Source organism: Streptomyces sp. NPDC052107 (assembly GCF_040680215.1).
Classification (GTDB): Bacteria; Actinomycetota; Actinomycetes; order Streptomycetales; family Streptomycetaceae; genus Streptomyces.
In genome coordinates this window covers 158,029-180,973 of sequence record NZ_JBFAWG010000002.1, presented here as the reverse complement: position 1 = coordinate 180,973, position 22,945 = coordinate 158,029, and the positions used below count along the sequence as shown (strand labels likewise).

The 22,945-nt window shown below is 72.5% G+C and carries 19 protein-coding genes and 1 tRNA gene; 10 read left to right on the top strand and 10 right to left on the bottom strand.

Going from position 1 to position 22,945, the window contains the following annotated elements; translation table 11 throughout:
- The first annotated feature begins 34 nt into the window (after positions 1-34).
- The 4 genes from AB0M27_RS02730 to AB0M27_RS02715 all read left to right on the top strand — a co-directional run bounded on the left by AB0M27_RS02730 (position 35) and on the right by AB0M27_RS02715 (position 4,234).
- Positions 35-1,651, top strand: coding sequence for a glycerol-3-phosphate dehydrogenase/oxidase (locus AB0M27_RS02730; protein ID WP_365717184.1), 1,617 nt, complete (start codon positions 35-37; stop codon positions 1,649-1,651).
- 168 nt (positions 1,652-1,819) lie between these two features.
- The gene (locus AB0M27_RS02725) at positions 1,820-2,365 is read left to right on the top strand and encodes an SMI1/KNR4 family protein (RefSeq protein ID WP_365717182.1); all 546 of its coding nucleotides are present in this window, start codon (positions 1,820-1,822) and stop codon (positions 2,363-2,365) included.
- A gap of 55 nt (positions 2,366-2,420) precedes the next feature.
- Positions 2,421-3,092, top strand: a complete 672-nt coding sequence (locus tag AB0M27_RS02720) for a FadR/GntR family transcriptional regulator (RefSeq protein ID WP_365717180.1) — start codon at positions 2,421-2,423, stop codon at positions 3,090-3,092.
- A 221-nt stretch (positions 3,093-3,313) separates the two neighbouring features.
- Positions 3,314-4,234: a PAC2 family protein gene (locus AB0M27_RS02715; protein WP_365717178.1), complete on the top strand. Its 921-nt coding sequence runs from the start codon at positions 3,314-3,316 to the stop codon at positions 4,232-4,234.
- Positions 4,235-4,395: 161 nt separating this feature from the next.
- Here AB0M27_RS02715 and mshC read toward each other — a convergent pair whose 3' ends face one another.
- The 4 genes from mshC to AB0M27_RS02695 all read right to left on the bottom strand — a co-directional run bounded on the left by mshC (position 4,396) and on the right by AB0M27_RS02695 (position 7,920).
- Positions 4,396-5,625: a cysteine--1-D-myo-inosityl 2-amino-2-deoxy-alpha-D-glucopyranoside ligase gene (gene mshC / locus AB0M27_RS02710; RefSeq protein ID WP_365717176.1), complete on the bottom strand. Its 1,230-nt coding sequence runs from the start codon at positions 5,623-5,625 to the stop codon at positions 4,396-4,398.
- A gap of 102 nt (positions 5,626-5,727) precedes the next feature.
- Positions 5,728-6,567 (bottom strand): SCO1664 family protein, encoded by an 840-nt coding sequence (locus AB0M27_RS02705; protein ID WP_365717174.1) that lies wholly within the window; start codon positions 6,565-6,567, stop codon positions 5,728-5,730.
- A complete protein-coding gene (locus AB0M27_RS02700) occupies positions 6,531-7,121 on the bottom strand; it encodes a DUF3090 domain-containing protein (RefSeq protein WP_365717172.1) in 591 nt (196 codons plus the stop codon). The genes AB0M27_RS02705 and AB0M27_RS02700 overlap by 37 nt, the downstream gene beginning before the upstream one ends.
- A gap of 112 nt (positions 7,122-7,233) precedes the next feature.
- Entirely contained in the window at positions 7,234-7,920 is a 687-nt protein-coding gene (locus AB0M27_RS02695; RefSeq protein ID WP_365717170.1) for a histidine phosphatase family protein, read from the bottom strand.
- A gap of 62 nt (positions 7,921-7,982) precedes the next feature.
- Between AB0M27_RS02695 and corA the strand changes: the two genes are divergently transcribed.
- Positions 7,983-8,978: a magnesium/cobalt transporter CorA gene (gene corA / locus AB0M27_RS02690; protein ID WP_365717168.1), complete on the top strand. Its 996-nt coding sequence runs from the start codon at positions 7,983-7,985 to the stop codon at positions 8,976-8,978.
- A 28-nt stretch (positions 8,979-9,006) separates the two neighbouring features.
- On the opposite strand, the gene AB0M27_RS02685 is transcribed toward corA, so the two are convergent.
- Together AB0M27_RS02685 and AB0M27_RS02680 are read right to left on the bottom strand one after the other, a co-directional pair.
- Positions 9,007-9,795 carry a ferritin-like domain-containing protein gene (locus AB0M27_RS02685; RefSeq protein ID WP_365717167.1) on the bottom strand — a complete coding sequence of 263 codons (789 nt, stop codon included), beginning with the start codon at positions 9,793-9,795 and terminating at the stop codon, positions 9,007-9,009.
- 226 nt (positions 9,796-10,021) lie between these two features.
- Positions 10,022-11,077, bottom strand: coding sequence for an LLM class F420-dependent oxidoreductase (locus AB0M27_RS02680; protein ID WP_365717165.1), 1,056 nt, complete (start codon positions 11,075-11,077; stop codon positions 10,022-10,024).
- Positions 11,078-11,241: 164 nt separating this feature from the next.
- On the opposite strand from AB0M27_RS02680, the gene AB0M27_RS02675 reads away from it, so the two are divergent.
- A complete protein-coding gene (locus tag AB0M27_RS02675; protein WP_365717163.1) occupies positions 11,242-12,225 on the top strand; it encodes an aldo/keto reductase in 984 nt (327 codons plus the stop codon).
- The gene (locus AB0M27_RS02670) at positions 12,222-14,486 is read left to right on the top strand and encodes a helix-hairpin-helix domain-containing protein (protein ID WP_365717161.1); all 2,265 of its coding nucleotides are present in this window, start codon (positions 12,222-12,224) and stop codon (positions 14,484-14,486) included. Before AB0M27_RS02675 ends, AB0M27_RS02670 begins: the two co-directional genes overlap by 4 nt.
- A gap of 139 nt (positions 14,487-14,625) precedes the next feature.
- On the opposite strand, the gene AB0M27_RS02665 is transcribed toward AB0M27_RS02670, so the two are convergent.
- A complete protein-coding gene (locus AB0M27_RS02665; RefSeq protein WP_365717159.1) occupies positions 14,626-15,303 on the bottom strand; it encodes a hypothetical protein in 678 nt (225 codons plus the stop codon).
- A 47-nt stretch (positions 15,304-15,350) separates the two neighbouring features.
- On the opposite strand from AB0M27_RS02665, the gene AB0M27_RS02660 reads away from it, so the two are divergent.
- A complete protein-coding gene (locus tag AB0M27_RS02660) occupies positions 15,351-15,539 on the top strand; it encodes a DUF5703 family protein (protein WP_014671721.1) in 189 nt (62 codons plus the stop codon).
- Positions 15,540-15,606: 67 nt separating this feature from the next.
- Here the strand turns inward: AB0M27_RS02660 and AB0M27_RS02655 are convergent, their stop codons facing one another.
- The 3 genes from AB0M27_RS02655 to AB0M27_RS02645 form a co-directional block, all read right to left on the bottom strand.
- Complete coding sequence (locus AB0M27_RS02655; protein WP_365717157.1) at positions 15,607-16,587, bottom strand: chaplin; 981 nt, start codon at positions 16,585-16,587, stop codon at positions 15,607-15,609.
- Between the two features lie 165 nt (positions 16,588-16,752).
- A complete protein-coding gene (gene chpH, locus AB0M27_RS02650) occupies positions 16,753-16,986 on the bottom strand; it encodes a chaplin ChpH (protein WP_031162172.1) in 234 nt (77 codons plus the stop codon).
- 147 nt (positions 16,987-17,133) lie between these two features.
- Positions 17,134-18,459 (bottom strand): M20/M25/M40 family metallo-hydrolase, encoded by a 1,326-nt coding sequence (locus tag AB0M27_RS02645; RefSeq protein ID WP_365717155.1) that lies wholly within the window; start codon positions 18,457-18,459, stop codon positions 17,134-17,136.
- Between the two features lie 216 nt (positions 18,460-18,675).
- On the opposite strand from AB0M27_RS02645, the gene AB0M27_RS02640 reads away from it, so the two are divergent.
- Positions 18,676-18,763, top strand: a tRNA-Leu gene (locus tag AB0M27_RS02640).
- Positions 18,764-19,021: 258 nt separating this feature from the next.
- Positions 19,022-22,903 carry a Pls/PosA family non-ribosomal peptide synthetase gene (locus AB0M27_RS02635; protein ID WP_365717153.1) on the top strand — a complete coding sequence of 1,294 codons (3,882 nt, stop codon included), beginning with the start codon at positions 19,022-19,024 and terminating at the stop codon, positions 22,901-22,903.
- Positions 22,904-22,945 lie beyond the last annotated feature (42 nt).

The window sequence follows — 22,945 nt, the reverse complement described above, 5'->3', positions numbered from 1 at the left end:
CTCGGACATCTCTGACGAGGAGTAAGTACCCGACATGACCAGTCAGTCCACCCTGAGTTCCGTGCCTGCCCTGGGGACGCACCCGGCCTCCGGCTCCAACCCGAGCCGGGCCGAGACCAGGGAGCAGCTCTCCAAGGCGTCGTACGACCTTCTGGTGATCGGCGGCGGCATCCTGGGCATCTCCACCGCCTGGCACGCCGCGCAGTCCGGCCTGAGGGTGGCTCTGGTCGACGCCGGCGACTTCGCCGGTGCCACCTCCTCCGCCTCCTCCAAGCTGCTCCACGGCGGTCTGCGCTACCTGCAGACCGGCGCGGTGAAGCTGGTGGCGGAGAACCACTTCGAGCGCCGTGCGGTCTCCCGCCAGGTGGCCCCCCACCTGGCGAACCCGCTCACCTTCTACCTCCCCGTGTACAAGGGCGGGCCGCACGGCGCGGCGAAGCTCGGCGCGGGCGTCTTCGCCTACTCCGCGCTCTCCGCGTTCGGTGACGGCGTGGGCCACCTGCTCTCCCCCGCCAAGGCGGCGCAGGACGTGCCCGAGCTGCGCACCGAGAACCTCAAGGCCGTGGCCGTGTACGGCGACGACCAGATGAACGACGCCCGCATGGCGCTGATGACGGTCCGCGCGGCCGTCGAGGCGGGCGCGGTCGTCCTCAACCATGCCGAGGTCAGCGGGCTGCGCTTCACCAACGGCCGCGTCACCGGCGCCGACCTCAAGGACCGGGTCTCCGGCGAGGAGTTCGGGGTGAACGCCCGCCTGGTGCTGAACGCGACCGGCCCCTGGGTCGACCACCTGCGCCGGATGGAGGACCCGAGCGCGGCGCCGTCCATCCGCCTGTCCAAGGGCGCGCACCTGGTCCTGAAGCGGACGTCCCCGTGGAAGGCCGCGCTCGCGACCCCCATCGACAAGTACCGCATCACCTTCGCCCTCCCCTGGGAGGACATGCTGCTGCTCGGCACCACCGACGAGGAGTACGAGGGCGACCCGGCGGACGTGTCCGTCAACGACAAGGACATAGCGCAGATCCTGGACGAGGCCGCGTTCTCCGTCCGCGACCAGCAGCTGCGGCGCGAGCTCATCACCTACGCCTTCGCGGGCCTGCGCGTGCTGCCGGGCGGCCCCGGTGACACGGCCAAGGCCAAGCGCGAGACCGTGGTGACCGAGGGCAAGGGCGGCATGCTGTCCGTGGCGGGCGGCAAGTGGACCACCTTCCGGCACATCGGCCGCACGGTGATGAAGAAGCTGGAGGCGCTGCCGGGTCACCCGCTCGGCGACGACTTCGAGCCGATCTCCTCGCTGCCGAAGAAGCTGCCGCTGCCCGGTGTCGCCAACCCGCGCGCCGTCGCCCACCGCCTGCTCGTGGACCGCCCGGCTCCGGGCCCGCGCATGGCCGCCGACACCGCCAAGCACCTGGCCACCCACTACGGCTCCCTGGCCTTCGACATCGCCCGCCTGGCGAACGAGAACCCGGAGCTGGCCGAGCGCGTCCACCCCGACGCGCCGGAGATCTGGGCGCAGGTCGTCTGGGCCCGCGACCACGAGTGGGCCGAGACCGCGGACGACGTGCTGCGCCGCCGCACCACGCTGACCATCCGGGGCCTGGCCACGGACGAGGTCCGCGCGGGGGTCCAGGACCTGCTCGACAAGAAGTAGGCCTCGGTGGCGGCCGGTCCGCTCCTGCCCTGACCGGGACCGGCCGCCGCCGCGGTGCCGGACCCCGCCGCACCGGGTCCGGCCCCGTGCGAGGGGCGGCTTCCGCCGATGGAGCCGCCCCTCTCACCTGTTCGGGCGTTGTCAGTGCCCGGTGGTATCCCTGGTGGCATGAACAGTGATCAGGTGGATCCCGGTGAAGTCGCGCTCCTGCGGGAGGCGTTCGGCGTCGACGACGGCGGTGAGTCGGCGCTGGGCTGGGCGGCGGTGCGCGCCTTCGAGGCGGAGCACGGGGTGGTGCTGCCGGAGCCGTACCGGACGTTCGTGGCGGAGGTGACGGACGGGTCGTACCAGGGGCCTTGCGAGTTCGGGCTCGTCGGACTGGCCGAGGGCGGCGGCAAGCAGCGCCTGGGCGAGCCGTTCCCCCTCACCCGGATGTGGCTGTGGGAGGACGACGACGGGGGATACGAGCAGCCGGACGCCGTCATCGAGCAGGTCGCCCGCGACGGCTCGATCGTGCTGGGCACGGACGGCTGCGGCATGGACTGGCACCTGATCGTGAGCGGCCCCCACCGCGGCCACATATGGCTGATCACCGGTGAGGGCGCGGCCCCGTTCGGCGCGGAGTTCGGGCACACCACGGCCGAACCCGGCTTCGCCGGCTGGGTGCGGCACTGGGCGGACGGCAGGGAGTGGTTCGACGCGCCGCCCGCATAATGTGCCTGAGACATCCGATGTCTGAGTCACCGGGCGGGGCGACAGGGAGGCCGTCATGGCAGTCACCGATGAGGCCATCGAGAAGATCAAGGGCATGATCGTCTCCGGTGCGCTGCGGCCCGGGGACCGGTTGCCCAAGGAGAGCGAGCTGGCCGCCGAGTTGGGACTGTCGCGGAACTCGCTGCGGGAGGCCGTGCGGGCGCTGTCGCTGATCCGGATCCTGGATGTGCGGCAGGGCGACGGCACGTACGTCACCAGCCTCGATCCGCAACTGCTGCTGGAGGCGATGAGCTTCGTCGTGGACTTCCACCGCGACGACACCGTCCTGGAGTTCCTCGCGGTGCGCCGGATCCTGGAGCCGGCCGCGACCGCGATGGCCGCCTTCCGGATCAGCGAACAGCAACTGAACGCGCTGTCCGCTCAGTTGGACGCCCTCGGTCACGAACCCTCGGTGGAGGAGCTGGTCGCCGCCGACCTGGAGTTCCATCGCGGCATCGTGCGCGGCGCCGGCAACTCTGTGCTGTGCTCGCTGCTGGACGGCCTGTCGGGGCCGACCACACGGGCCCGGATCTGGCGGGGCCTCACCCAGGAGGACGCCGTCGGCCGCACCCTGCGCGAGCACCGGGCGATCCTGGCCGCGCTGCGCGACCGGGACGCGGAGGCGGCCCGCTCCTGGGCGACCGTGCACATCGCGAGCGTGGAGCAGTGGCTGCGCAGCACGCTGTGAAAATGCTCCGCGGCACCCGGCGAAAGTGCTTCGCGGCACCCCGCGAAAGCGGTGAATCACCTGTGCGGATCCGTCCGGGCTCCCGGTTGACGGGGGGTGTTCCGCGAGGGCGAACGGGGCAGTGATCCGGTCACTGGCCCACGCAAGGGGGCTGCGGGCGCCCCCGCCGGAAGCCGTAAGGTTGGTGAGTCAAGCGAGGGCACGTCGGAAGGAGGCACTGGGTGATCGAGCTGGAGGGGGTTCCCGAGCTGATCGACCCAGTCATGGTGGCCGCGTTCGAGGGCTGGAACGATGCCGGCGACGCCGCCTCCACGGCGGTCGCGCATCTGGACCGCGAGTGGAAGGGCGAGGTCTTCGCGGCGCTGGACGCCGAGGACTACTACGACTTCCAGGTGAACCGCCCCACGGTGTTCATGGACGCCGGTGTGCGCAAGATCACGTGGCCGACGACAAGGTTGTCGGTGGTGCGGGTCGGCGGCGAGAAGCCGCGCGACCTGGTGCTGGTCCGCGGCATCGAACCGTCCATGCGCTGGCGTTCGTTCTGCAACGAGCTGCTCGGCTTCGCGCACGAGCTGGGCGTGGAGCTGGTGGTCATCCTGGGCGCCCTGCTCGGTGACACCCCGCACACGCGTCCCGTGCCGGTCAGCGGGGTGACTTCCGACCCGGACCTGGCCCAGCGGATGGACCTGGAGGAGACCAAGTACGAGGGCCCGACGGGCATCGTCGGCGTCCTGCAGGAGGCGTGCACGCACGCCGGCGTCCCGGCGGTGTCGCTGTGGGCGGCCGTACCGCACTACGTCTCCCAGCCGCCCAACCCGAAGGCGACGCTGGCGCTGCTCAACCGGCTGGAGGACCTGCTGGACCTGCGCATCCCGCAGGGCGAGCTGCCCGAGGACGCGCGTGCCTGGCAGGTGGGCGTGGACCAGCTGGCCGCGGAGGACAGTGAGGTCGCCGAGTACGTCCAGACGCTGGAGGAGGCCCGGGACACCGCGGAGCTGCCGGAGGCGTCGGGTGAGGCGATCGCCCGCGAGTTCGAGCGGTATCTGCGGCGCCGGGACGTGGGCCCTCCGGGCGGGAAGCAGAGGCCTCCGGCGGCTGGCGGCGGGGGCAAGGAAGACGACGAGGACGGCTCGGAGGACTGAGGGTACGGCGAAGGGGCGGTTCCCGTGTTCGGGAAGCGCCCCTTCTTTGCGTTGCCGATGCGCTATGGGGCGCCGCGATATGCCGTCGCGCGTCTGACGGCCCGTCGTGGCTGGTCGCGCGGTTCCCCGCGCCCCTTACGGGGCGCTCCCGCTCGCGCTGCTTAGAGAGCCACCCCGAGCAGCGCGTCCACAGCACGCGTGACGACGCCGGGGGTGCCCGTGTCGGTGCCGCCCTCCTGTTCCTGCCGGGCCGCCCAGCGGTCCACCGCCGCGAGGGCGGCGGGGGCGTCCAGGTCGTTGGACAGGGCCTCGCGGATCTCCTCGACCAGGGTGTCGGCGGGCGGGCCGTCGGGGCGGGAGACGGCCGCGCGCCAGCGGGCGAGGCGGGCCACGGCGTCCTGGAGGACCTGGTCGGTCCACTCCCAGTCGGCGCGGTAGTGGTGGGCGAGCAGGGCGAGCCGGATGGCGGCCGGGTCGACGCCGTCCCTGCGGAGCTGGGAGACGAAGACCAGATTGCCCTTGGACTTGGACATCTTCTCGCCGTGCAGGGCGACCATGCCGGCGTGGACGTAGGCCCTGGCCATGGGGAACTCGCCGGTGAGCACCTGGGCGTGCGAGGCGCCCATCTCGTGGTGCGGGAAGGCGAGGTCGGAGCCGCCGCCCTGGACGTCGAAGCCCATGCCGAGGTGGTCGAGGGCGATGGCCACGCACTCGATGTGCCAGCCGGGTCGGCCCCGGCCGAGGGAGCCGCCGTCCCAGCTGGGCTCGCCCTCGCGGGCCGCCATCCACAGCATCGGGTCAACGGGGTTCTTCTTCCCCGGGCGGTCCGGGTCGCCACCGCGCTCGGCGGACAGCAGCCGCATGGCGGCCGCGTCGAGGTTCGAGACCTTCCCGAAGTTCGGGTCGGACTCGACGGAGAAGTAGATGTCGCCGTCCAGCTCGTAGGCCGCGCCGAGTTCGCGCAGCCGCTCCACGAGGGGAACGATGCCCGGTATCGCCTCGACGGCGCCTATGTAGTGCCGGGGCGGGAGCATCCGCAGGGCGGTCATGTCCTCGCGGAAGAGGGCCGTCTCCTTCTCGGCGAGGGCGACCCAGTCGACGCCGTCCCGCTCCGCACGCTCCAGCAGCGGGTCGTCGACGTCGGTGACGTTCTGGACGTAGTGGACCTGCCGCTTGGTGTCGAGCCACACGCGCTGCACGAGGTCGAACGCGTTGTAGGTCGCCGCGTGCCCCATGTGGGTCGCGTCGTACGGGGTGATGCCGCAGACGTAGATACGGGCGACGGGACCGGGGTCGAGGGTGACGAGGCCGCCGGTCGCGGTGTCGTGGATCCTCAGGTCGCGGCCCTGACCAGGCAGGGCGGGGACCTCGGAAGCGGGCCAGGCATGCATGTACATGAGCCTAACCGGCCGCCCGCCGCGTATACGAACGGGATCGCGCCCGATGGCCGGTTACGCGGTCTTGTACATCGGCGCCCGATGTGCTGACGGTGTTCACACCGGCGGCCAGGGGATGGCGGGCCACCCGCCGTTCGGCTCCGGGTGCACTCCCGTGCCGAGCAGCGCCTCGACACGCGCGCGTGTGGCGTCGATCTCGGCCGCGGTGATCAGTCCGGTCAGGCGTTCGCCCAGCGGCCCGCCCAGGGCCCCGTGCAGCCCCCCGAGGACGTCGACGGCCTCGGTGGTCAGTGGCTCCCCGGCCCAGCCCCACAGCAGCGTGCGCAGCTTGTTCTCGACGTTGAAGGTGACGCCGTGGTCGATGCCGTAGAGCCGGCCGTCGGTGGTGGGCAGCAGATGGCCGCCCTTGCGGTCGGCGTTGTTGATCACCGCGTCGAGGACGGCGAGCCGGCGCAGCCGCTCGTCGTCGGCGTGCACGAGGAGCGCGGTGCGGCCCTCGCCGACCTCGGCCAGGCCGATCGCCTTCCAGCCCGGCTCCGGTTCCTCGGCGTCGACCAGGGCGAGCAGCTCCGCCTCGGCCTGGACGTCGATCCACAGCTGGCACATGCCCTCGCCGTAGGGCCCGTCGCGCAGCACGGTCGGCGGGATCAGCCCCCAGCCGGTGGCCTCGGAGACCTCGTAGGCGGCCACCTCGCGGGCGGCCAGGGTGCCGTCGGGGAAGTCCCACAGCGGGCGCTCCCCGGCCACCGGTTTGTAGATGCAGGAGGCTTCCCGGCCGTCGAGGGCGATGGTGCAGAACAGTGCGGCGTTGGACGCCTCGCGGATCCGGCCGCGCGCGGTCAGCTCACCCCGCGCGAGCAGCTCGGCGGCGGCCGAGTCGGCTGCGGCGTCGGTGGGCGTCACGCTCCGCGGCGGTATCCGTTCTGGCGCGGACATACGTGTCCTTCCGGATCGAGCGGGAGGCTGCACAGCGGGCACGGCGGCCGCCCGGCGTTGACGACGTCGAGGGCACGCTTGGCGAAGGCCCGGGCCTGCGCGCCGGTCAGCCGGACCCGCAGCATCGGGGGCCCGTTCTCCTCGTCCTGGAGCAGGCGCTCCTCGGCCTCGGCGAGGTCTTCCTCGGTGTCGGCGTCCAGCTCCACCAGTGCCTGCGCCTCGACGATCATGCGCTGTTCGTCGCCGTCCCAGGCCAGCGCCATGGTGCCGACGCGGAACTCCTCCTCGATGGGGGTCTCCAGCGGGGCGGTGTCGGCGATCTCGGTGGGCGCCATGGCGGGGACGGCGGCGCTGCCGCCACTGCGCCGTACGACCTCGTCGAGCAGTTCGTCCATGCGCTCGGCGAGGGCGGCCACCTGGGTCTTCTCCAGAGCCACGCTGGTCACCCGGGAGCCTGCGGTGGCCTGGAGGAAGAACGTACGGCGTCCGGGCAGTCCGACCGTGCCGGCCACGAAGCGGTCCGGCGGGTCGTAGAGGAACACCTGACGGGACACGTCCTGTCTCCATTGAGAGTGAGTGCGGAGAGTGGGTTCGAGAGTTTCAGCGGTGCGGGCCGCCCGCGGATACGCGACTGTGTGGATCGCTTCACCCTACTGCGGCCGACGATCACGGTGCGCCCGCACCACCTCCGACCGGTGCGTCGCCCTCACCAGGTTCCTCGCGCGGGACGAGAGAAGCGAAATCCCCGGTGTCGCCGAGGCGAACGAGAAACGGCCGCAGCCGGGTGTAGCGGATCGCGGTGACCGAGCACGGTTCCACGGAGATCCGCTGGAACAGGTCGAGGTGGAGTCCGAGGGCGTCGGCGACCAGGGATTTGATGATGTCACCGTGGGAGCACATGAGGTAGACGGCGTCGGCGCCGTGCTCGCGCTCCACGCGCGCGTTCCACTCGCGTACGGCCTCGGCGGCGCGGGTCTGCATGGCGCGCATGGACTCGCCGCCGGGGAAGGCGGCGGCCGACGGGTGGGCCTGGACGACCTCCATCAGCGGCTCGTCCTTGAGCTCGGCGAGCTTGCGGCCGGACCAGTCGCCGTAGTGGCACTCCCCGATCCGCTCGTCGGTGTGGACGCGCAGGCCGGGGCGGGCCTCGAGCAGCGGCCCTAGGGTCTCCTGGCAGCGCTGCAGGGGACTGGTGACGACTTCGGAGATCGGCAGTGCGGCGAGCCGGCCGGGCAGCGCGGCGGCCTGGGCGGCGCCGCGCTCGTCGAGGGAGACGCCTGGCGTCCACCCGGCGAGCACTCCGGAGGTGTTGGCGGTCGAGCGTCCGTGCCTGACGAGGATCAGCGTGGGCATGCGGCCCAGGGTAGGCGTATCAGCACATGCACCGGTGAACGGGCGAAGGGAGAATGCGCTCCGTGATCGTCGACTGCGCCATCTATCGGCATGGGCACCGCACCGAGGGGCCGGAGGACCTGTCCGACGCGCTCTCCGAGGCGCGGGCCGAGGGCGGGTTCGTGTGGATCGGCCTGTACGAGCCGTCCGAGCGGGAGTTCGACCTGGTCACCCGGGAGTTCGGGCTGCATCCGCTGGCGGTCGAGGACGCGCTCAACGCGCATCAGCGGCCCAAGCTGGAGGTGTACGACGACTCGCTGTTCATGGTGCTGAAACCGGTCGTGTACGAGACGCGGAGCGACACCGTCTCGACAGGCGAGATCATGATCTTCGTCGGCAACTGTTTCGTGGTCACCGTCCGCCACGGCGAGGGCTCGCCGCTGGCCGCCGTACGGCGCCGGCTGGAGGAGGAGCCGGAGATGCTCGACAAGGGCCCGACCGCCGTGCTGTACGCGATCTCCGACGCCGTCGTCGACCACTATCTGGACGTGGCGACGGAGCTGGGGACCGATCTGGAGGAGCTGGAGGCGGAGGTGTTCCTGCCGGACGGCGGCGGCTCGCGGGGCACCGCGTCCCGGATCTACGGCTTCAAACGGCAGATCCTGGAGTTCCGGCGGGCCACCGGCCCGCTGGCGCTGCCGCTGACCCGGCTGGCCGGCACCGTACCGCTCGGCGGCTCGGTGCCGTTCGTGCACGACAAGGCGCGCCCGTTCTTCCGGGACGTGGGCGACCACCTGGCACGGGTGAACGAGTCCGTGGAGGCCCTGGACCGGCTGGTGTCGGACGTGCTGTCGGCGCATCTGGCGCAGATGAGCGTGCGGCAGAACGACGACATGCGGAAGATCTCCGCGTGGGCCGCGATGGCCGCGGTCCCCACGATGATCGCGGGGATCTACGGCATGAACTTCGACCACATGCCGGAGCTGCACTGGTTGTGGGCGTATCCGGCGGTGATCCTGGCGATGGCGGCTCTGGAGGTGCTGCTGTACCGCTTGTTCAAGCACCGCGGCTGGCTGTGAGGCCTTTGTGGTCACCCGGGTCCGCGGCTCAGGCGAACTCGTGGGCGGGGGTGGCGGGGCCGCCGAGGGGGTCGCGGCGCTCGGGCATGCGAAGGGTGACCATGCGGCGCCAGCCGGCGAGGCGCTCGTAGGCGTACACCGCGTGGATGCCGGCGGCGAGCAGGGCGTACCTGGCCCTGGACCAGCCCAGGATGCACCCCATACGGGCCATCACGGCGAGGCTGACGTCCCGGTGGATGCGGATCTCGGCGAGGGCGCACTCGCGCAGGGTGCGCTGGATCAGCCGGCCGTGCCCGGCGGCGGCGAACCGCAGCAGTTCCTCATGGGTGTAGGCGAGGTGGTTGTCCTCGTCGTCGGAGATCATGCGGACGGCCCTGCCCACCTCGGGATGGTCGGCGAACAGCCTGAGCAGTAGCCCCATCTGCTCGGCGGCGCGCTGTTCGGTGACGCGGCTGTGGGAGAGGTAGACGACGATGTCCCGCTCGGTGAGCGGCTCGTTGCGCCTGAGCTTGTCGTGGGCGAGGCCGATGCCGTGCCGCTCCAGCAGCATCGTGTAGTCGGTCTCGGGTGGTACGGCGACGGGGGTGAGCCCGCGCTTCTTCAACAGGGCGGTGAAGATGCGTCCGTGCTTGTCCTCGTCGGCGCCGTGCCGGGCGATCTTGGGCGCCAGTGCGCGTTCGCCCCGCGGCACCAGCGCGGCGATCCGCCCGTTCTCCCAGCCGCCCTGGGACTCTCCGCTGGCGGCGATGGAGCAGAAGAGCCGGAACGACTCGTCGTTGTCGAGGATCTCCCGGAACAGACTCTTGGCCGACAGCATGGACGCCACCTCTCCGCAGGACCCGCAGCACTCTGCGGGCAATTCCGCAGGTTTCCGCAAAGAACGAGTCAAATGCGGGCAGAAGGGAGCCGCAACACGGGTGTGCGGCGACTCGGCCGAAAGAAGGAACGCCAGGGTCGTAACCGCGCGGCGCCTGGCGCGTTGTTCCCGTTGACGGCCGTGGCGGGGAAGACCCCCGAGCCCCCACCACGGCCGCTGAAACTTCCTAGGCCAGCCCGGCGCGCTCCAGGGCCTCGCGGCCGGCCCGCAGGGAGGCGAGCCGCTCCTCCAGGGTGAATCCGGCCGGCGACAGGCTGAGCGTGATGACGCCGGCGGCGGCGTAGGCCTTCATCCGGTCGGCGATGCGGTCGACGGAACCCAGCAGAGTCGTCTTGTCGATGAGGTCCTGCGGGATCGCGGCCGCGGCGCCCTGCTTGTCGCCGGACAGGTACTTCTGCTGGATCTCGGCGGCTTCCTTCTCGTATCCCATGCGCTGGGCGAGCTGGTTGTAGAAGTTCTGCTTGGCGCTGCCCATGCCGCCGACGTACAGCGCGGTGTACGGCCGGAAGGTGTCGGCGAGCCGGGCGACGTCCTTGTCGTCGCCGACGGCGATCGGCAGGGTCGGGCAGACGTCGAACCCGTCGAGGGTCTTGCCGGCCTTCTCACGCCCCGCGCGCAGGTACTTCAGGGTGGTGTCCTCCAGGTGCTCGGCGGCGGGGAAGATCAGCAGGGCGCCGTCGGCGATCTCGCCGGTCTGCTCCAGGTTCTTCGGGCCGATCGCGGCGATGTACAGCGGGATGTGCTCGCGCTGCGGGTGCACGGTCAGCTTGATCGGCTTGCCCGGGCCGCCGGGCAGCGGCAGCGTCCAGTGCTCGCCCTCGTACGTCAGCCGCTCCCGGGTCATGGCCTTGCGCACGATCTCCACGTACTCGCGGGTGCGGGCGAGCGGCTTGTCGAACTTGACGCCGTACCAGCCCTCGGAGACCTGCGGGCCGGACACGCCGAGGCCGAGCCGGAAGCGGCCGCCGGACAGCGAGTCGAGCGTCGCGGCCGTCATCGCGGTCATCGCGGGCTGGCGGGCCGGGATCTGGAAGATGGCCGAGCCGACGTCAATGCGCTCGGTCTGTGCGGCGACCCAGGACAGCACGGTCGCCGCGTCGGAGCCGTAGGCCTCGGCGGCCCAGCACACGGAGAAGCCCAGCCGGTCGGCCTCCTGGGCCACGGCCAGATTGTCCCCGTCCATTCCGGCACCCCAGTAACCGAGGTTGATCCCGAGCTGCATGGCCGATTCCCCTTACTCATGAGTAACGTTCTGCTGGGGCGACCTTAGCGCGGGGACGGCGGTCGGGGGCAGGCGCCAGGCACCTGAAAAAGACGGTTCCACACCCCGATCGGGTTATCCACAGGCAACCCATCACACGGGTTCTGGCCAGTAATCTCGCCCGCATGGAGCAGAGGCATCTCGGCCGTACCGGCCTGCGCGTGTCCCGGATCGGACTCGGCACCCTCACCTGGGGCCGGGACACCGACGAGCACGACGCCGCGGACATGCTGAAGGCGTTCTGGGAAGCCGGCGGAACCCTCATCGACACCGCGGACGTGTACGGCAACGGCGAGGCGGAGTATCTGCTCGGGCAGCTGATGGACGGCCTGGTGCCGCGCCGGGACCTGGTGATCTCCACCAAGGCGGGCAGCGTCCCCGACCCCGACCGCCGCTTCGACGGCTCCCGCGGTCATCTGCTCGCCGCCCTCGACGCCTCCCTGGCCCGCCTGGGCACGGACCACGTCGACGTGTGGCACGTCCACGCCTACGACCCCGGCACCCCCCTGGAGGAGACCCTCCAGGCCCTGGACATAGCGGTCAGCAGCGGCCGCGCCCGGTACGCGGGCGTCTCCAACTTCTGCGGCTGGCAGCTCGCCAAGGCCGCCACCTGGCAGCTCGCGGCGCCTGGCATCCGCACCCGGCTGGCCAGCACACAGATGGAGTACTCACTGCTGCAGCGGGGCGTGGAGCGGGAAGTGCTGCCCGCCGCACTGGATCTCGGCGTCGGCCTGCTGCCCTCCTCCCCGCTCGGCCGGGGTGTGCTGACCGGCAAGTACCGGCACACCACTCCCCCGGACTCGCGGGGCGCCTCCGAGCATCTGGCGCCGTTCGTCGAGCCGTACCTGGACGACACGGCGACCCGCATCGTGGACGCGGTGACGACGGCCGCCGACGGGCTCGCCGTCGCCCCGCTCCAGGTGGCCCTCGCCTGGGTCCGGGACCGGCCCGGCGTGGCCGCGCCGATCGTCGGCGCGCGCAACGCGCAGCAGCTCACGGCGGCGTTGTCAGTGGAGGCCCTTAGTCTTCCTGACGAGATCTGCCGGGCGCTGGACGATGTGTCGGCGCCCGTGCACCGCTATCCCGATCACGACTGGAGCATGCTGTGAGCACGGAGCCGGAGACCACGGAGGAAGCCGGGCCGGGGACGCCGGACACGCCCGAGAACCCGGGCAGGCGGGCCGCGCCCGGGGGGAGCAGTGCCAACGGCCTTGAGGCGAGCGACGCCGAGGGCACGAGCGGCGACGAGGGCGAGGAGGCAGACTCCACCCGGCGGTCCGAGCCCGAGGGCGAACCGGTCGGCTCCGCGCAGCCGTCCAAGCCCGAGGGCGAAGGCACTGATTCCGCCCAGTTGTCCGAGGCCGAGGCCGAGTTGGCCGCGCAGCGGATCGAGCGGGAGCGGATCGAGCGGCGCAAGGCGGAGAAGAAGGGCACGATCGAGAGCGGCACCAGGCTCAGTGGCAAGGCGGCCGACCTGCTCGCGGCGGTGCGGGCGGTGGAGAGCGGCGAGAAGCCCGTGGACACCGTGTTCACCCGGCCCGCGCCGGCCCCGCGCCGCCCGGCCCCGGAGCCCGTAGGCCGGCCGCAGCCCGCGCCCACCCCGGCCGCCGTCACCACCAGTGCCCCGGCACCGGAGACGGTGGAGGGCGTCCGCCGGGTGCTGGCCGAGGGCGGCGCGCCCGAGGCCCTGGCTGCCCAGGTGGCCACGGCACTCGGCGAGGGCGCCGACGCGGCGCTCCGCGAGGACCCCTGGCACCTGCTGCGGATCGGCGGCGTACGGCCCGAACAGGCCGACGGCTTCGCACGCGCCCTGCTCGGCGCCGCCTGCGGCCCGGGCGACGAGCGGCGGGCTCGCGCGCTCACCGTCTGGTTGCTGGAGCAGGCCGCGCTGGCGGGGCACACCGCGCTGGAACTGCCCACACTCACCGCGGCGCTGGGCCGGCAGGGCGCCCCCGACCCGGACGCGGCGGTGCGGAGCACGCTCGCGGAGGGCGAGGCCCTGGCGTTCCAGGACGCCCTGGAGGAACCGGGAGCCGCCGCGCCTCAGGCGGCGGAGGAGGGCGAGGACGAGGGCGAGGAGGAGCGGCCGGTCCGGGTCCTCGTCGGCCTGGAGCAGTACGCACTGGCCGAGGAGAGTCTCGCCGACGGCCTGGCCCGGCTGGTCAACTCGCTGTCCAAGGAGACCGAGCAGGCCTGGCAGGCGGCGGTCGGCGCCGTCTCCGGAGGTGCGGCCGAGCTGGTCCGCGCGGTCGCCGGGCACGGCCTGGTGCTGCACACCGGCGGGGAGGCGGCCCGCGCCGAACCAGCCGCGCTGCTCGGTGCCGCCCACACCGCCGGCCTGCGCGCCTTCGCTGTCTGCCACACGCCCGACGGACGCCACCGCCTCGCCGCGCTGCCGGGCGCGGACGCGGCGGAGCACGGCGTCGGCACGGTCGCCGGTCTGCTGTCCGGCGCCGAGGGACCGGGCCGGGACGCGGACGGCTCGCTGGACCTCGATCTGCTGATCGTGCTGGACGCGCCGCAGCTCGACGTGGAGAGCGCCGCGATGCTGGTGGAGTCGCTGCCCGACGGGGCCCGGCTGGTGCTCAGCGGCGACCCGGCGGTGCTGTGGTCGGCCGGACCGGGACGGGTCTTCGCCGACCTGCTCGCCGCCCGGGTCTGCCCGCAGTCCGCCTCCCGCCTCCCCGACCCGGGCCCGATCGGCGAGCTGGTCTCCGGCATCGGCATCGGTGAGCTGAACCAGGTCGCCGCTCCGGGCAAGGAGATCGTCATCGTCCCGGTGCGGGACGCGGCCGAGGCCGTGCACCGGACCGTCCAGCTGGTCGCCGACTCGGTGCCGCGGGCTCTCGGTGTCCCGGCCGACCAGACCGTGGTGATCACCCCCGGGCACGGCGGCGCCGCGGGCACCCGCGCCCTCAACTCCGCGCTGAAGGAGCGCCTCAACCCCGGCCCGGGCCGCTTCGGCGGCTTCGACCCCGGCGACCGGATCGCCTACTCCCCCGCTCCGGGCCGTACGGTGCCGGGCGTGGTGGTGAAGGCCGACGCGGACGGGCTGCATCTGTCGTGCGCGAGCGCCCCGGTGGTCGTACCGCGCGAGCGGGTGGAGGGCGCCGTACGGCACGGCTGGGCGCTGACCGCGCACCAGGCGGTGGGCGCGCGCTGGCCGGCGGCGGTCGTCGTGCTGCCCGGCGACGCCGCGCAGGCGCTCAGCAGACCCTGGGTGTACACGGCCTTCGGCCGGGCGGAGCAGCATCTGTCCGTGGTCCACGGCGTGGAGCAGGCCCTGCCGAAGGCGGTGGCGGAGATCCAGGCCAAGCCCCGCACGACCCGCTTGCAGACACTGCTGCGCACACAGGTACCGGCGACCTGATCGTCCTTCCGCCGCGGCGCCGGTCGATCAGCCACCCCGGTCGGCGGCGCCCCGGCGGCGGGATCCGGCGGCGGGATCCGGCGGCGGGATCCGGCGGCGCCGTACGGGCCTCGGGCCCCACGGCACCGCCGGGCGGAGGTCACCTCCCGGCGCCCTCCGTCTCGTCGTCCTCGACGAACTCGAGGTCGTCCTCCTCCTCGGACTCGTCCTCGTCGTCGAACACCGCGCTCACGTCGAACCGGCACACCACCCCTTGCGGATCGATGTGCTCGAACGGCGCCTCCAGCCACTCCCCCGCCTCGGGGGTCTCGTCCGACGCGGTGACCCAGAGCGTGGAGTCGCCCTCCTCCAGGCCGAACTCCTTGTGCCGGGAGGCGATCTCGTCCGGTTCGAACTCGCCGAACAGGATGCCCAGCGCGCCCGGGACCGTACCGGCGGCATCCTCGGCCAGGCCGCCCGCGGCCTCGTACTCCGCCGCCTCGACCCGCTCGGCCTGCGCCACCAGCCGCTGCGGTTCCACCACGGCGTAGTCGCGGCGGATCAGCACGCTGATCGCGTTCGGTTCCTCGGGGCCCGCGTACGGCGGCACCTCCTCCGCACCGGGGATCTCGAAGGGCGTGACCTCGTCGTAGCGGTCGTAGAGCAGCTCGTCGTACACCTCTGCGGCCGCGGCCAGCTGGTTGAACGCCTCCAGGACGGCCGGGTCGTCCTCACCCGACCTGCGTTCGACCGCGGCGAGATGACGGTCGAGCGCGGTCTTGATCGCCTCGGCGGCGGCGCGTACCTCGGCAGCGGTGGGCTGCGCAGCATCAGACATAGTGCAGACGCTATCCGTACCGGGCCCCAGCCCGCACAATAGATGCGATGCCGGAATACGAATTTGTCGACGTGTACGTGCCTCGCGGGGTGTCCCGCAAGGAGGCCACACGCCTGCTGACGGACCATGCCGAGTACGGACACTGGGAGTTGGACCGACTGAGCCTGCTGCGCGACGGCAGTCGCAGGGTGCGGTTGCGTCGCCGGATCATCCGCCAGGTGCGGGCCACCTGGTGAGGCCGGCCACCTGACGGAGCGGGCCCCGCCGGCACGGCAGGGCCCGCTCCGTACTCGACGCTGCCCGCTATGCCGCAGCCCGCGCCCTGCGGTAGAGCAGCGCGCCCGCGAGAAGTGCGCCCGCACCGACCGGCAGCGCGAGGCCGACCGGCAGATCGCTGCCGGTGTGCGCGAGCTGCGCGTTGGCCTTGGGCTGGGCGGAGCGGCCGCCCGTCTGCTTGACCTGACTGGACCCGTGGGACCCCTGAGGCGTGTGCCCGCCCTGGCCGGGCGGGGTCGTCGGGCCTCCCGGGTGGCTGGGCTTACCGGGCTGGTGCGGGGTGCCCGGCTGTCCGGGGTGACCAGGATGTCCCGGGTGACCGGGGTGACCCGGATGTCCGGGGTGGCCCGGCTGACCGGGCGGGTTGCCGCGCCCGCCGCCCGGCGGCCGACCGTGGTGGTCGCCGCCTCCGTTGCCGCAGTCGTTGCCCGTGGTGGCGTTGCCGGCCCCGACGACGTTCACGCTGTTGCCGCAGACGTTCACCGGGGCGTCGATCGGCACCTGGACGGTGTTGCCGGAGCCGACACCGGGCGAGCCGCCGCTGTGGCCGCTCGCGTGCGAGCCGCCGTGGCCCGCCGAGGCGCCGCCGTGGTTGGCGCATGTGTTGCCCACGGACGGGTTGAGCAGCCCGACGACGTTCACGCTGTTGCCGCACACGTTCACCGGGGCGTCGATCGGCACCTGGACGGTGTTGCCGGAGCCGACACCGGGCGAGCCGCCGCTGTGGCCGCTCGCGTGCGAGCCGCCGTGGCCCGCCGAGGCGCCGCCGTGGTTGGCGCATGTGTTGCCCACGGACGGGTTGAGCAGGCCGACGACGTTCACGGTGTTGCCGCACACGTTCACCGGCACGTGCACCGGTGCCTGCACCGTGTTGCCGGACAGTACGCCGGGCGAGCCGGCGGCGGCGCCGGACGCGACCGCGTCGGCGTGGGCGTAGCCGCTCGCGGCGGTGATCATGCCGGTCGCGGCGGCCATGGTCATCAGGCCCTTGCGGGTGCTCTGTCGCATGGTGAGTTCCCCCCTGCCTTCGTTCTTTCGATCCTTCGGATCCTCGGGACCGGATCCGAATCCGGGTGAAAAGACCGGTCGGCCCCGGAGCGCGTGGCGCACTCGGAGGCCGACGGCTCGTAGAAGACGCCCCCTCGGGACCAACGCCCCCTCAGGGAGCCGACGTCACTTGTTGACGCAGGTGTTGCCGAAGGCGGGGTTCAGGAGCCCGATCACGTTGACCGTGTTGCCGCAGACGTTCACCGGCACGTGCACGGGGACCTGGATGACGTTGCCGGAGACGACACCCGGAGAGTGCACGGCGGCACCCTGGGCACCGGAGTCGGCGACGGCGAGGCCCGCTCCCGCGAGAACCAGCCCACCGGTGGCAGCCGCAGCAGCGACGACCTTCTTGATCATTCTTCCTCCTTGTTGGCAATGCGACCCCAAGGTGCGGGATCGCATCACCTGTAACGAGGAGGGAGTAATGGAGCTACGAGCTTATGGTCGCATTCACCCTTCTCAGTCGATGTCGTACGACTGCCCGAATATCCGCAGGCCACAGCCTCACGACGCGTCGATGAACCGGTCGAGCACCCGCACGCCGAACTGCAGCCCGTCCACCGGCACCCGTTCGTCCACACCGTGGAACATGCCGGCGAAGTCCAGCTCCGGCGGCAGCTTCAGCGGGGCGAAGCCGAAGCTGCGGATGCCGAGGTCGTCGAAGGACTTTGCGTCGGTGCCGCCGGAGAGCATGTAGGGGATCGCCTTGGCGGTGGGGTCCTCGGCGACCAGCGCGGACTGCATGGCCTCCACCAGCGCCCCGTCGAAGCCGGTCTCGACCGCCTTGTCGGTGTGCACGTCCTCGCGCCGGACGTGCGGCCCGAGCAGCCGGTCGAGGTCGCCGAGGAACTCCTCCTCGTGGCCCGGCAGGAAGCGGCCGTCGATGTGCGCGGTGGCCTCGCCGGGGATGACGTTGACCTTGTAGCCGGCGTTGAGCTGGGTGGGATTGGCGGTGTTGCTGAGGGTGGCGCCGATGAACTTGGCGATGCCGCCGAGCCGGACGAGGGTGGACTCCATGTCCTCCGGGTCCAGCTCGGTGCCGAGGGCGTCGCCCAACTCGTCGAGGAACGCCCGGGTGGTCTTGGTGACCCGCACCGGGAACTTGTGCCGGCCGACCCGGGCCACGGCCTCGGACAGTTCCGTGATGGCGTTGTCGCGGTGGATCATCGAGCCGTGCCCGGCGGTGCCGGCCACGGTCAGCTTCATCCAGTGCATGCCCTTCTCGGCCGTCTGGATCAGATAGAGCCGGCGCTGCTCGTTCACCGTGAACGAGAAGCCGCCGACCTCGCTGATCGCCTCGGTGACGCCCTCGAACAGCTCGGGGTGCCGGTCGACCAGGTGGCGGGCGCCGTACTTGCCGCCCGCCTCCTCGTCGGCGAGGAAGGCGAGCACGATGTCCCGCGGGGGCCGCCGTCCGCTCCTGAGCCGGTCGCGCACGACCGCGAGGGTCATGGCGTCCATGTCCTTCATGTCGACGGCCCCGCGCCCCCACACGCACCCGTCGGCGACCTCGCCGGAGAACGGGTGGTGGGTCCAGTCGCCGGCGTTGGCCGGTACGACGTCCAGGTGGCCGTGGATCAGCAGCGCGGGCCGGGACGGGTCCTCCCCCTCGATGCGGGCCACCGTCGAGGCGCGGCCCGGGTGCGACTCGAAGATCTTCGGCTCGAGACCGACCTCGGCGAGCTTCTCGGCGGCCCACTCGGCGGCCTTGCGCTCGCCGGGGCCGGAGTGGTCGCCGTAGTTGCTGGTGTCGAATCGGATCAGCTCGCGGCAGAGGTCCACGACCTCGTCCTCGCCGGTGACGTTCCTGGCCGTGTCCGTCTCGCTCACGTGCTTCCTCCCGCGCTGTCGCTGCTGGTGGTCCTCCTCATCCTCCCTCTCCCCCGGCCGCGGCCCAAGACCGGTCCCGGCCCGTCACACACCGTTCACGGGCGACCGGCGCTGCGGGCGGGGGGTGATCAGCCACCCCCGAAAGCCTGGTAATGTTTCCTTCGTCGCCGCGAGGGAAACCCCGCCGAAAGGGTTCCCCAGCACGACAGACACCTTGTCCGGGTGGCGGAATGGCAGACGCGCTAGCTTGAGGTGCTAGTGCCCTTTATCGGGCGTGGGGGTTCAAGTCCCCCCTCGGACACCAGTGAGGACCCCTGCTCAGCAGGGGTCCTTTCGCTTTGCCCGTGAGCCGGTGGAACCCTCAACTGCCCCGGAATGTCCCCTCCTTGACGGTGTGTGAGGCATGTCTCGCCCGGCGTGAAGGTCGGCAGGTCAGGGGCCCGGAGTCGGGGCACCGCGGTCACCCGAACGGCCCTCCCGGGCGGCTGGGCGAAGGGGCGAAGCCTAACGTCGTACTAATATTTCCGGCTTGTTACTCAGCCGGACCCGACGTGAGGACCCGATGGCAGCCATAGACGAGAGCAGCGCTCTCGGCCTGCTCGACGAAGAGATCCGCACGCAGTTCGGCGACCGGGCACGCTTCTCCGCCGGGCCCGCCGCCTCGCCGCGGACGCTGGTCGACGTCTTCGACGCGACCGTGCGGTCCCATCCGGACGAACCGGCGCTGGACGACGGCACGACGTGCCTCACCTACCGTGCGCTGGCCGTCGAGGTGGAACGACTGCGGCGGCGGCTCGCGAGCGCGGGCGTCGGGCTCGGGGACCGGGTCGGGGTCCGGGTCCCCTCGGGGACCAACGAGCTGTACGTCGCCGTCCTCGCCGTGCTCGCCGTCGGTGCCGCCTACGTCCCCGTCGACGCCGAAGACCCGGACGAGCGGGCGGAGCTGGTGTTCGGGGAGGCGGAGGTACGGGCCGTCATCGGCGCCGGGCACAGCATCGGCGTCCAAGGCGGCTCCGGCACCGGCATGGGCACCTCCGGCTCCCCCGCCGCGCGGCCGGGCATCGAGCACGATGCCTGGATCATCTTCACCTCCGGGTCCACCGGGAAGCCCAAGGGCGTCGCCGTCACGCACCGCAGCGCCGCCGCGTTCGTGGACGCCGAGGCGGCCCTGTTCCTCGCGGAGGAGCCGATCGGACCCGGTGACCGGGTCATGGCCGGACTCTCCGTCGCCTTCGACGCCTCCTGCGAGGAGATGTGGCTGGCCTGGCGGTACGGCGCCTGTCTGGTGCCGGTGCCCCGGTCGCAGGTCAGGAGCGGTGCCGATCTCGGGCCTTGGCTGGTCGAGCAGGAGATCACCGTCGTCTCGACCGTGCCCACACTGGCCGCGCTGTGGGAGCCGGAGACACTCAACGACGTACGGCTGCTGATCTTCGGCGGTGAGGCCTGCCCGCCCGAGCTGGCGCAGCGGCTGGTCACCGAGGGGCGCGAGGTGTGGAACACCTACGGGCCGACCGAGGCGACCGTGGTGGCCTGTGCGGCGCTGATGACCGGCGAGGAGCCCGTCCGGATCGGGCTGCCGCTGCGCGGGTGGGAGCTCGCCGTCGTCGACGACAGCGAGGACCCCGTGCCCATGGGCGGCAGCGGGCAGCTGGTGATCGGCGGGGTCGGGCTCGCGCGGTATCTCGATCCCGAGAAGGACGCCGAGAAGTACGCGCCACTGCACTCGCTGGGCTGGGAGCGGGCCTACCGCAGTGGTGACCTGGTCAGGGCCGAGCCCGAGGGGCTGGTCTTCCTGGGGCGGGCCGACGAGCAGATCAAGCTCGGCGGGCGGCGGATCGAGCTCGGGGAGGTGGACGCCGCGCTGCAGGCCCTGCCCGGGGTCGCCGGCGCCGCGGCCGCCGTGCGCACCGCCCGCGGCGGCAATCAGCTCCTCGTCGGTTACGTGGTCACGCAGGACGGCTGGGATCAGGCGGCCGCCGTGGAGAAGCTGCGCGCCGAGCTGCCCGCCGCGCTGGTGCCGCTGCTCGCGCCCGTCGCCGAGCTGCCGACCCGGACGTCCGGCAAGGTGGACCGGGGCGCCCTGCCCTGGCCGCTGGAGGGCGTGGAGTTCCCCAAGGCGGAGCTGTACGGCACCGAGGCCTGGCTCGCCGAGCAATGGGCCGAGGTGCTGGGCATCCCGGTGACCAGCGCGTCCGACGACTTCTTCGCGATCGGCGGCGGCTCGCTGGCCGCCGCCCAGCTCACCACCCGGCTGCGCACCCGTTACCCGAGCGCAGCCGTCCTCGACGTCTACCAGCAGCCCACCCTGCGCAAGCTGGCCCGGCGGCTGGAGGCCTCGGCGCAGGACGACGGCCGGGCCCGCTCGATCGCGCCGGTTCCGGTCCGCGCCCAGGCCGTCCAGCTCCTGCTGCTGCTCCCGCTGGTCACCCTGCTCGGGCTGCGCTGGACAGTGGTCCTGGCGGCCGTCGGGAACGTGCTGCCCGGCTACTCCTGGCTGCCGACCGCCCCCTGGTGGCTGCTCGCGGCCGCGGCGCTGCTGTTCTTCACCCCGCCCGGCCGGATCGCGCTCGCGGCGGGCGGGGCGCGGCTGCTGCTGCGGGGCGTGCAGCCCGGCCGGTACCCGCGTGGCGGAAGCGTGCATCTGCGGCTGTGGACGGCCGAGCGGCTGGCCGAGTTCAGCGGGGCCACCTCGCTGACCGGATCCTGGCTGGAGCGGTACGCCCGTGCGTTGGGCGCGAAGGTCGGGCCCGAGGTGGACCTGCACTCGCTGCCGCCGGTCACCGGCATGCTCAAGCTGGGCCGGGGCGCGGCCGTGGAGTCCGAGGTCGACCTGTCCGGGCACTGGCTGGACGGCGACCGTCTGGAGATCGGCCCGGTCAAGGTGGGCGCACACGCCACGGTCGGCACCCGCAGCATGCTCTTCCCGGGCGCCCGCATCGGCAAGCGGGCCGAGGTGGCCCCCGGCTCGGCGGTCGGCGGGCAGATCCCCACCGGCCAGCGCTGGGCCGGCGCGCCCGCGGTCAAGCTCGGCAAGGCCAAGCGCAACTGGCCCAAGGAGCGGCCGCAGCGGGGCACGTACTGGCGGGTGATGTACGGCATCACCGGCCTCGCGCTGAGTTCGCTGCCGCTGCTCGCGGGGGTGGCCGCGCTGCTGGTCGCCCGGGCCTTCGTGGCGCCCGGACGCTCGCTCCCGGGGGCGCTGCGCGGAGCCGCGCTCGGGCTGGGGCCGGCCACGCTCGCCTACGGACTGGCGTACGCGCTGCTGATCCTGGTCGCCGTGCGCGTGCTCGGTCTGGGGCTGCGCGAGGGCACGCATCCGACGCACAGCCGGGTCGGCTGGCAGGCGTGGAGCGTGACGCAGCTGATGGACCGGTCCCGGGAAACGCTGTTCCCGCTGTACGCGGGGCTGGTCACGCCGGTGTGGCTGCGGCTGCTGGGAATGCGGATCGGGCGCCGCGCCGAGGTGTCGACCGTGCTCGCGCTGCCGAGCCTGACCACGGTGGGCGACGGGGCGTTCCTGGCGGACGACACGCTGACGGCGCCGTACGAGCTCGGCGGTGGCTGGGTGCGGATCGGGCGTGCGGAGATCGGGCGGCGGGCCTTCCTCGGGAACTCCGGGATGACCGGGCCGGGCCGGAGCGTGCCGGACGGCGGCCTGGTCGGCGTGCTGTCGGCGACGCCGAAGAAGGCGAAGAAGGGCACCTCGTATCTGGGGCTGCCGCCGGTGAAGCTGCCGCGCAGTGCGGCCGGCGGGGATCAGAGCCGTACGTACGAGCCGCCCGCCCGGCTGCTGTGGGCGCGCGGCCTTGTGGAGCTGTGCCGGATCGTGCCGGTGCTGTGTTCGGCGGCGCTGGCGGCGGCGACGGTGGCGGCGCTGTGTGCGCTGGGTCCGTGGGTCTGGGCGCTGTCGGGGCCGGTGCTGCTCGGGGCGGGTGCGGTCGCGGCGGCCGTCTCCGTGATCGCGAAGTGGCTGCTCGTGGGGCGGCACCGGGTCGGCGAGCATCCGCTGTGGAGTTCCTTCGTGTGGCGTAACGAGCTGGCGGACACGTTCGTCGAGGTGCTGGCGGTGCCGTGGCTGGCCGGGGTCGTGCCGGGGACGCCGGTGATGACGGCGTGGCTGCGCGGGCTCGGCGCGCGCATCGGCCGGGGCGTGTGGGTGGAGAGCTACTGGCTGCCGGAGACGGACCTGGTCACGCTGGAGGACGCGGCGACCGTCAATCGTGGCTGTGTGCTGCAGACACACCTCTTCCACGACCGGATCTTGCGGACGGATACTGTGGTCCTCCGTGAGGGCGCCACGCTGGGCCCTGGCGGGATCGTGCTGCCCGGCAGCACGGTCGGGGCCCGTACGACCCTGGGGCCCGCGTCGCTCGTCATGGCCGCGGAGTCCGTCCCGGACGACACCCGCTGGCTCGGCAACCCGATCGAGGCATGGCGTCCCTGAGCGCGGGCCGCGCGGGGTCGGTGGGCACACCGGCACCCAGAG

Coding starts and splice junctions, on each gene's coding strand:
- AB0M27_RS02660 (WP_014671721.1), top strand. CDS start 15,351: ATGCCGGAATACGAATTTGTCGACGTGTACGTGCCTCGCGGGGTGTCC.
- AB0M27_RS02695 (WP_365717170.1), bottom strand. CDS start 7,920: ATGCCCACGCTGATCCTCGTCAGGCACGGACGCTCGACCGCCAACACC.
- AB0M27_RS02730 (WP_365717184.1), top strand. CDS start 35: ATGACCAGTCAGTCCACCCTGAGTTCCGTGCCTGCCCTGGGGACGCAC.
- AB0M27_RS02635 (WP_365717153.1), top strand. CDS start 19,022: ATGGCAGCCATAGACGAGAGCAGCGCTCTCGGCCTGCTCGACGAAGAG.
- AB0M27_RS02705 (WP_365717174.1), bottom strand. CDS start 6,567: ATGTCCGCGCCAGAACGGATACCGCCGCGGAGCGTGACGCCCACCGAC.
- chpH (WP_031162172.1), bottom strand. CDS start 16,986: ATGATCAAGAAGGTCGTCGCTGCTGCGGCTGCCACCGGTGGGCTGGTT.
- AB0M27_RS02675 (WP_365717163.1), top strand. CDS start 11,242: ATGGAGCAGAGGCATCTCGGCCGTACCGGCCTGCGCGTGTCCCGGATC.
- AB0M27_RS02665 (WP_365717159.1), bottom strand. CDS start 15,303: ATGTCTGATGCTGCGCAGCCCACCGCTGCCGAGGTACGCGCCGCCGCC.
- AB0M27_RS02655 (WP_365717157.1), bottom strand. CDS start 16,587: ATGCGACAGAGCACCCGCAAGGGCCTGATGACCATGGCCGCCGCGACC.
- AB0M27_RS02680 (WP_365717165.1), bottom strand. CDS start 11,077: ATGCAGCTCGGGATCAACCTCGGTTACTGGGGTGCCGGAATGGACGGG.
- AB0M27_RS02720 (WP_365717180.1), top strand. CDS start 2,421: ATGGCAGTCACCGATGAGGCCATCGAGAAGATCAAGGGCATGATCGTC.
- AB0M27_RS02725 (WP_365717182.1), top strand. CDS start 1,820: ATGAACAGTGATCAGGTGGATCCCGGTGAAGTCGCGCTCCTGCGGGAG.
- mshC (WP_365717176.1), bottom strand. CDS start 5,625: ATGCATGCCTGGCCCGCTTCCGAGGTCCCCGCCCTGCCTGGTCAGGGC.
- AB0M27_RS02685 (WP_365717167.1), bottom strand. CDS start 9,795: ATGCTGTCGGCCAAGAGTCTGTTCCGGGAGATCCTCGACAACGACGAG.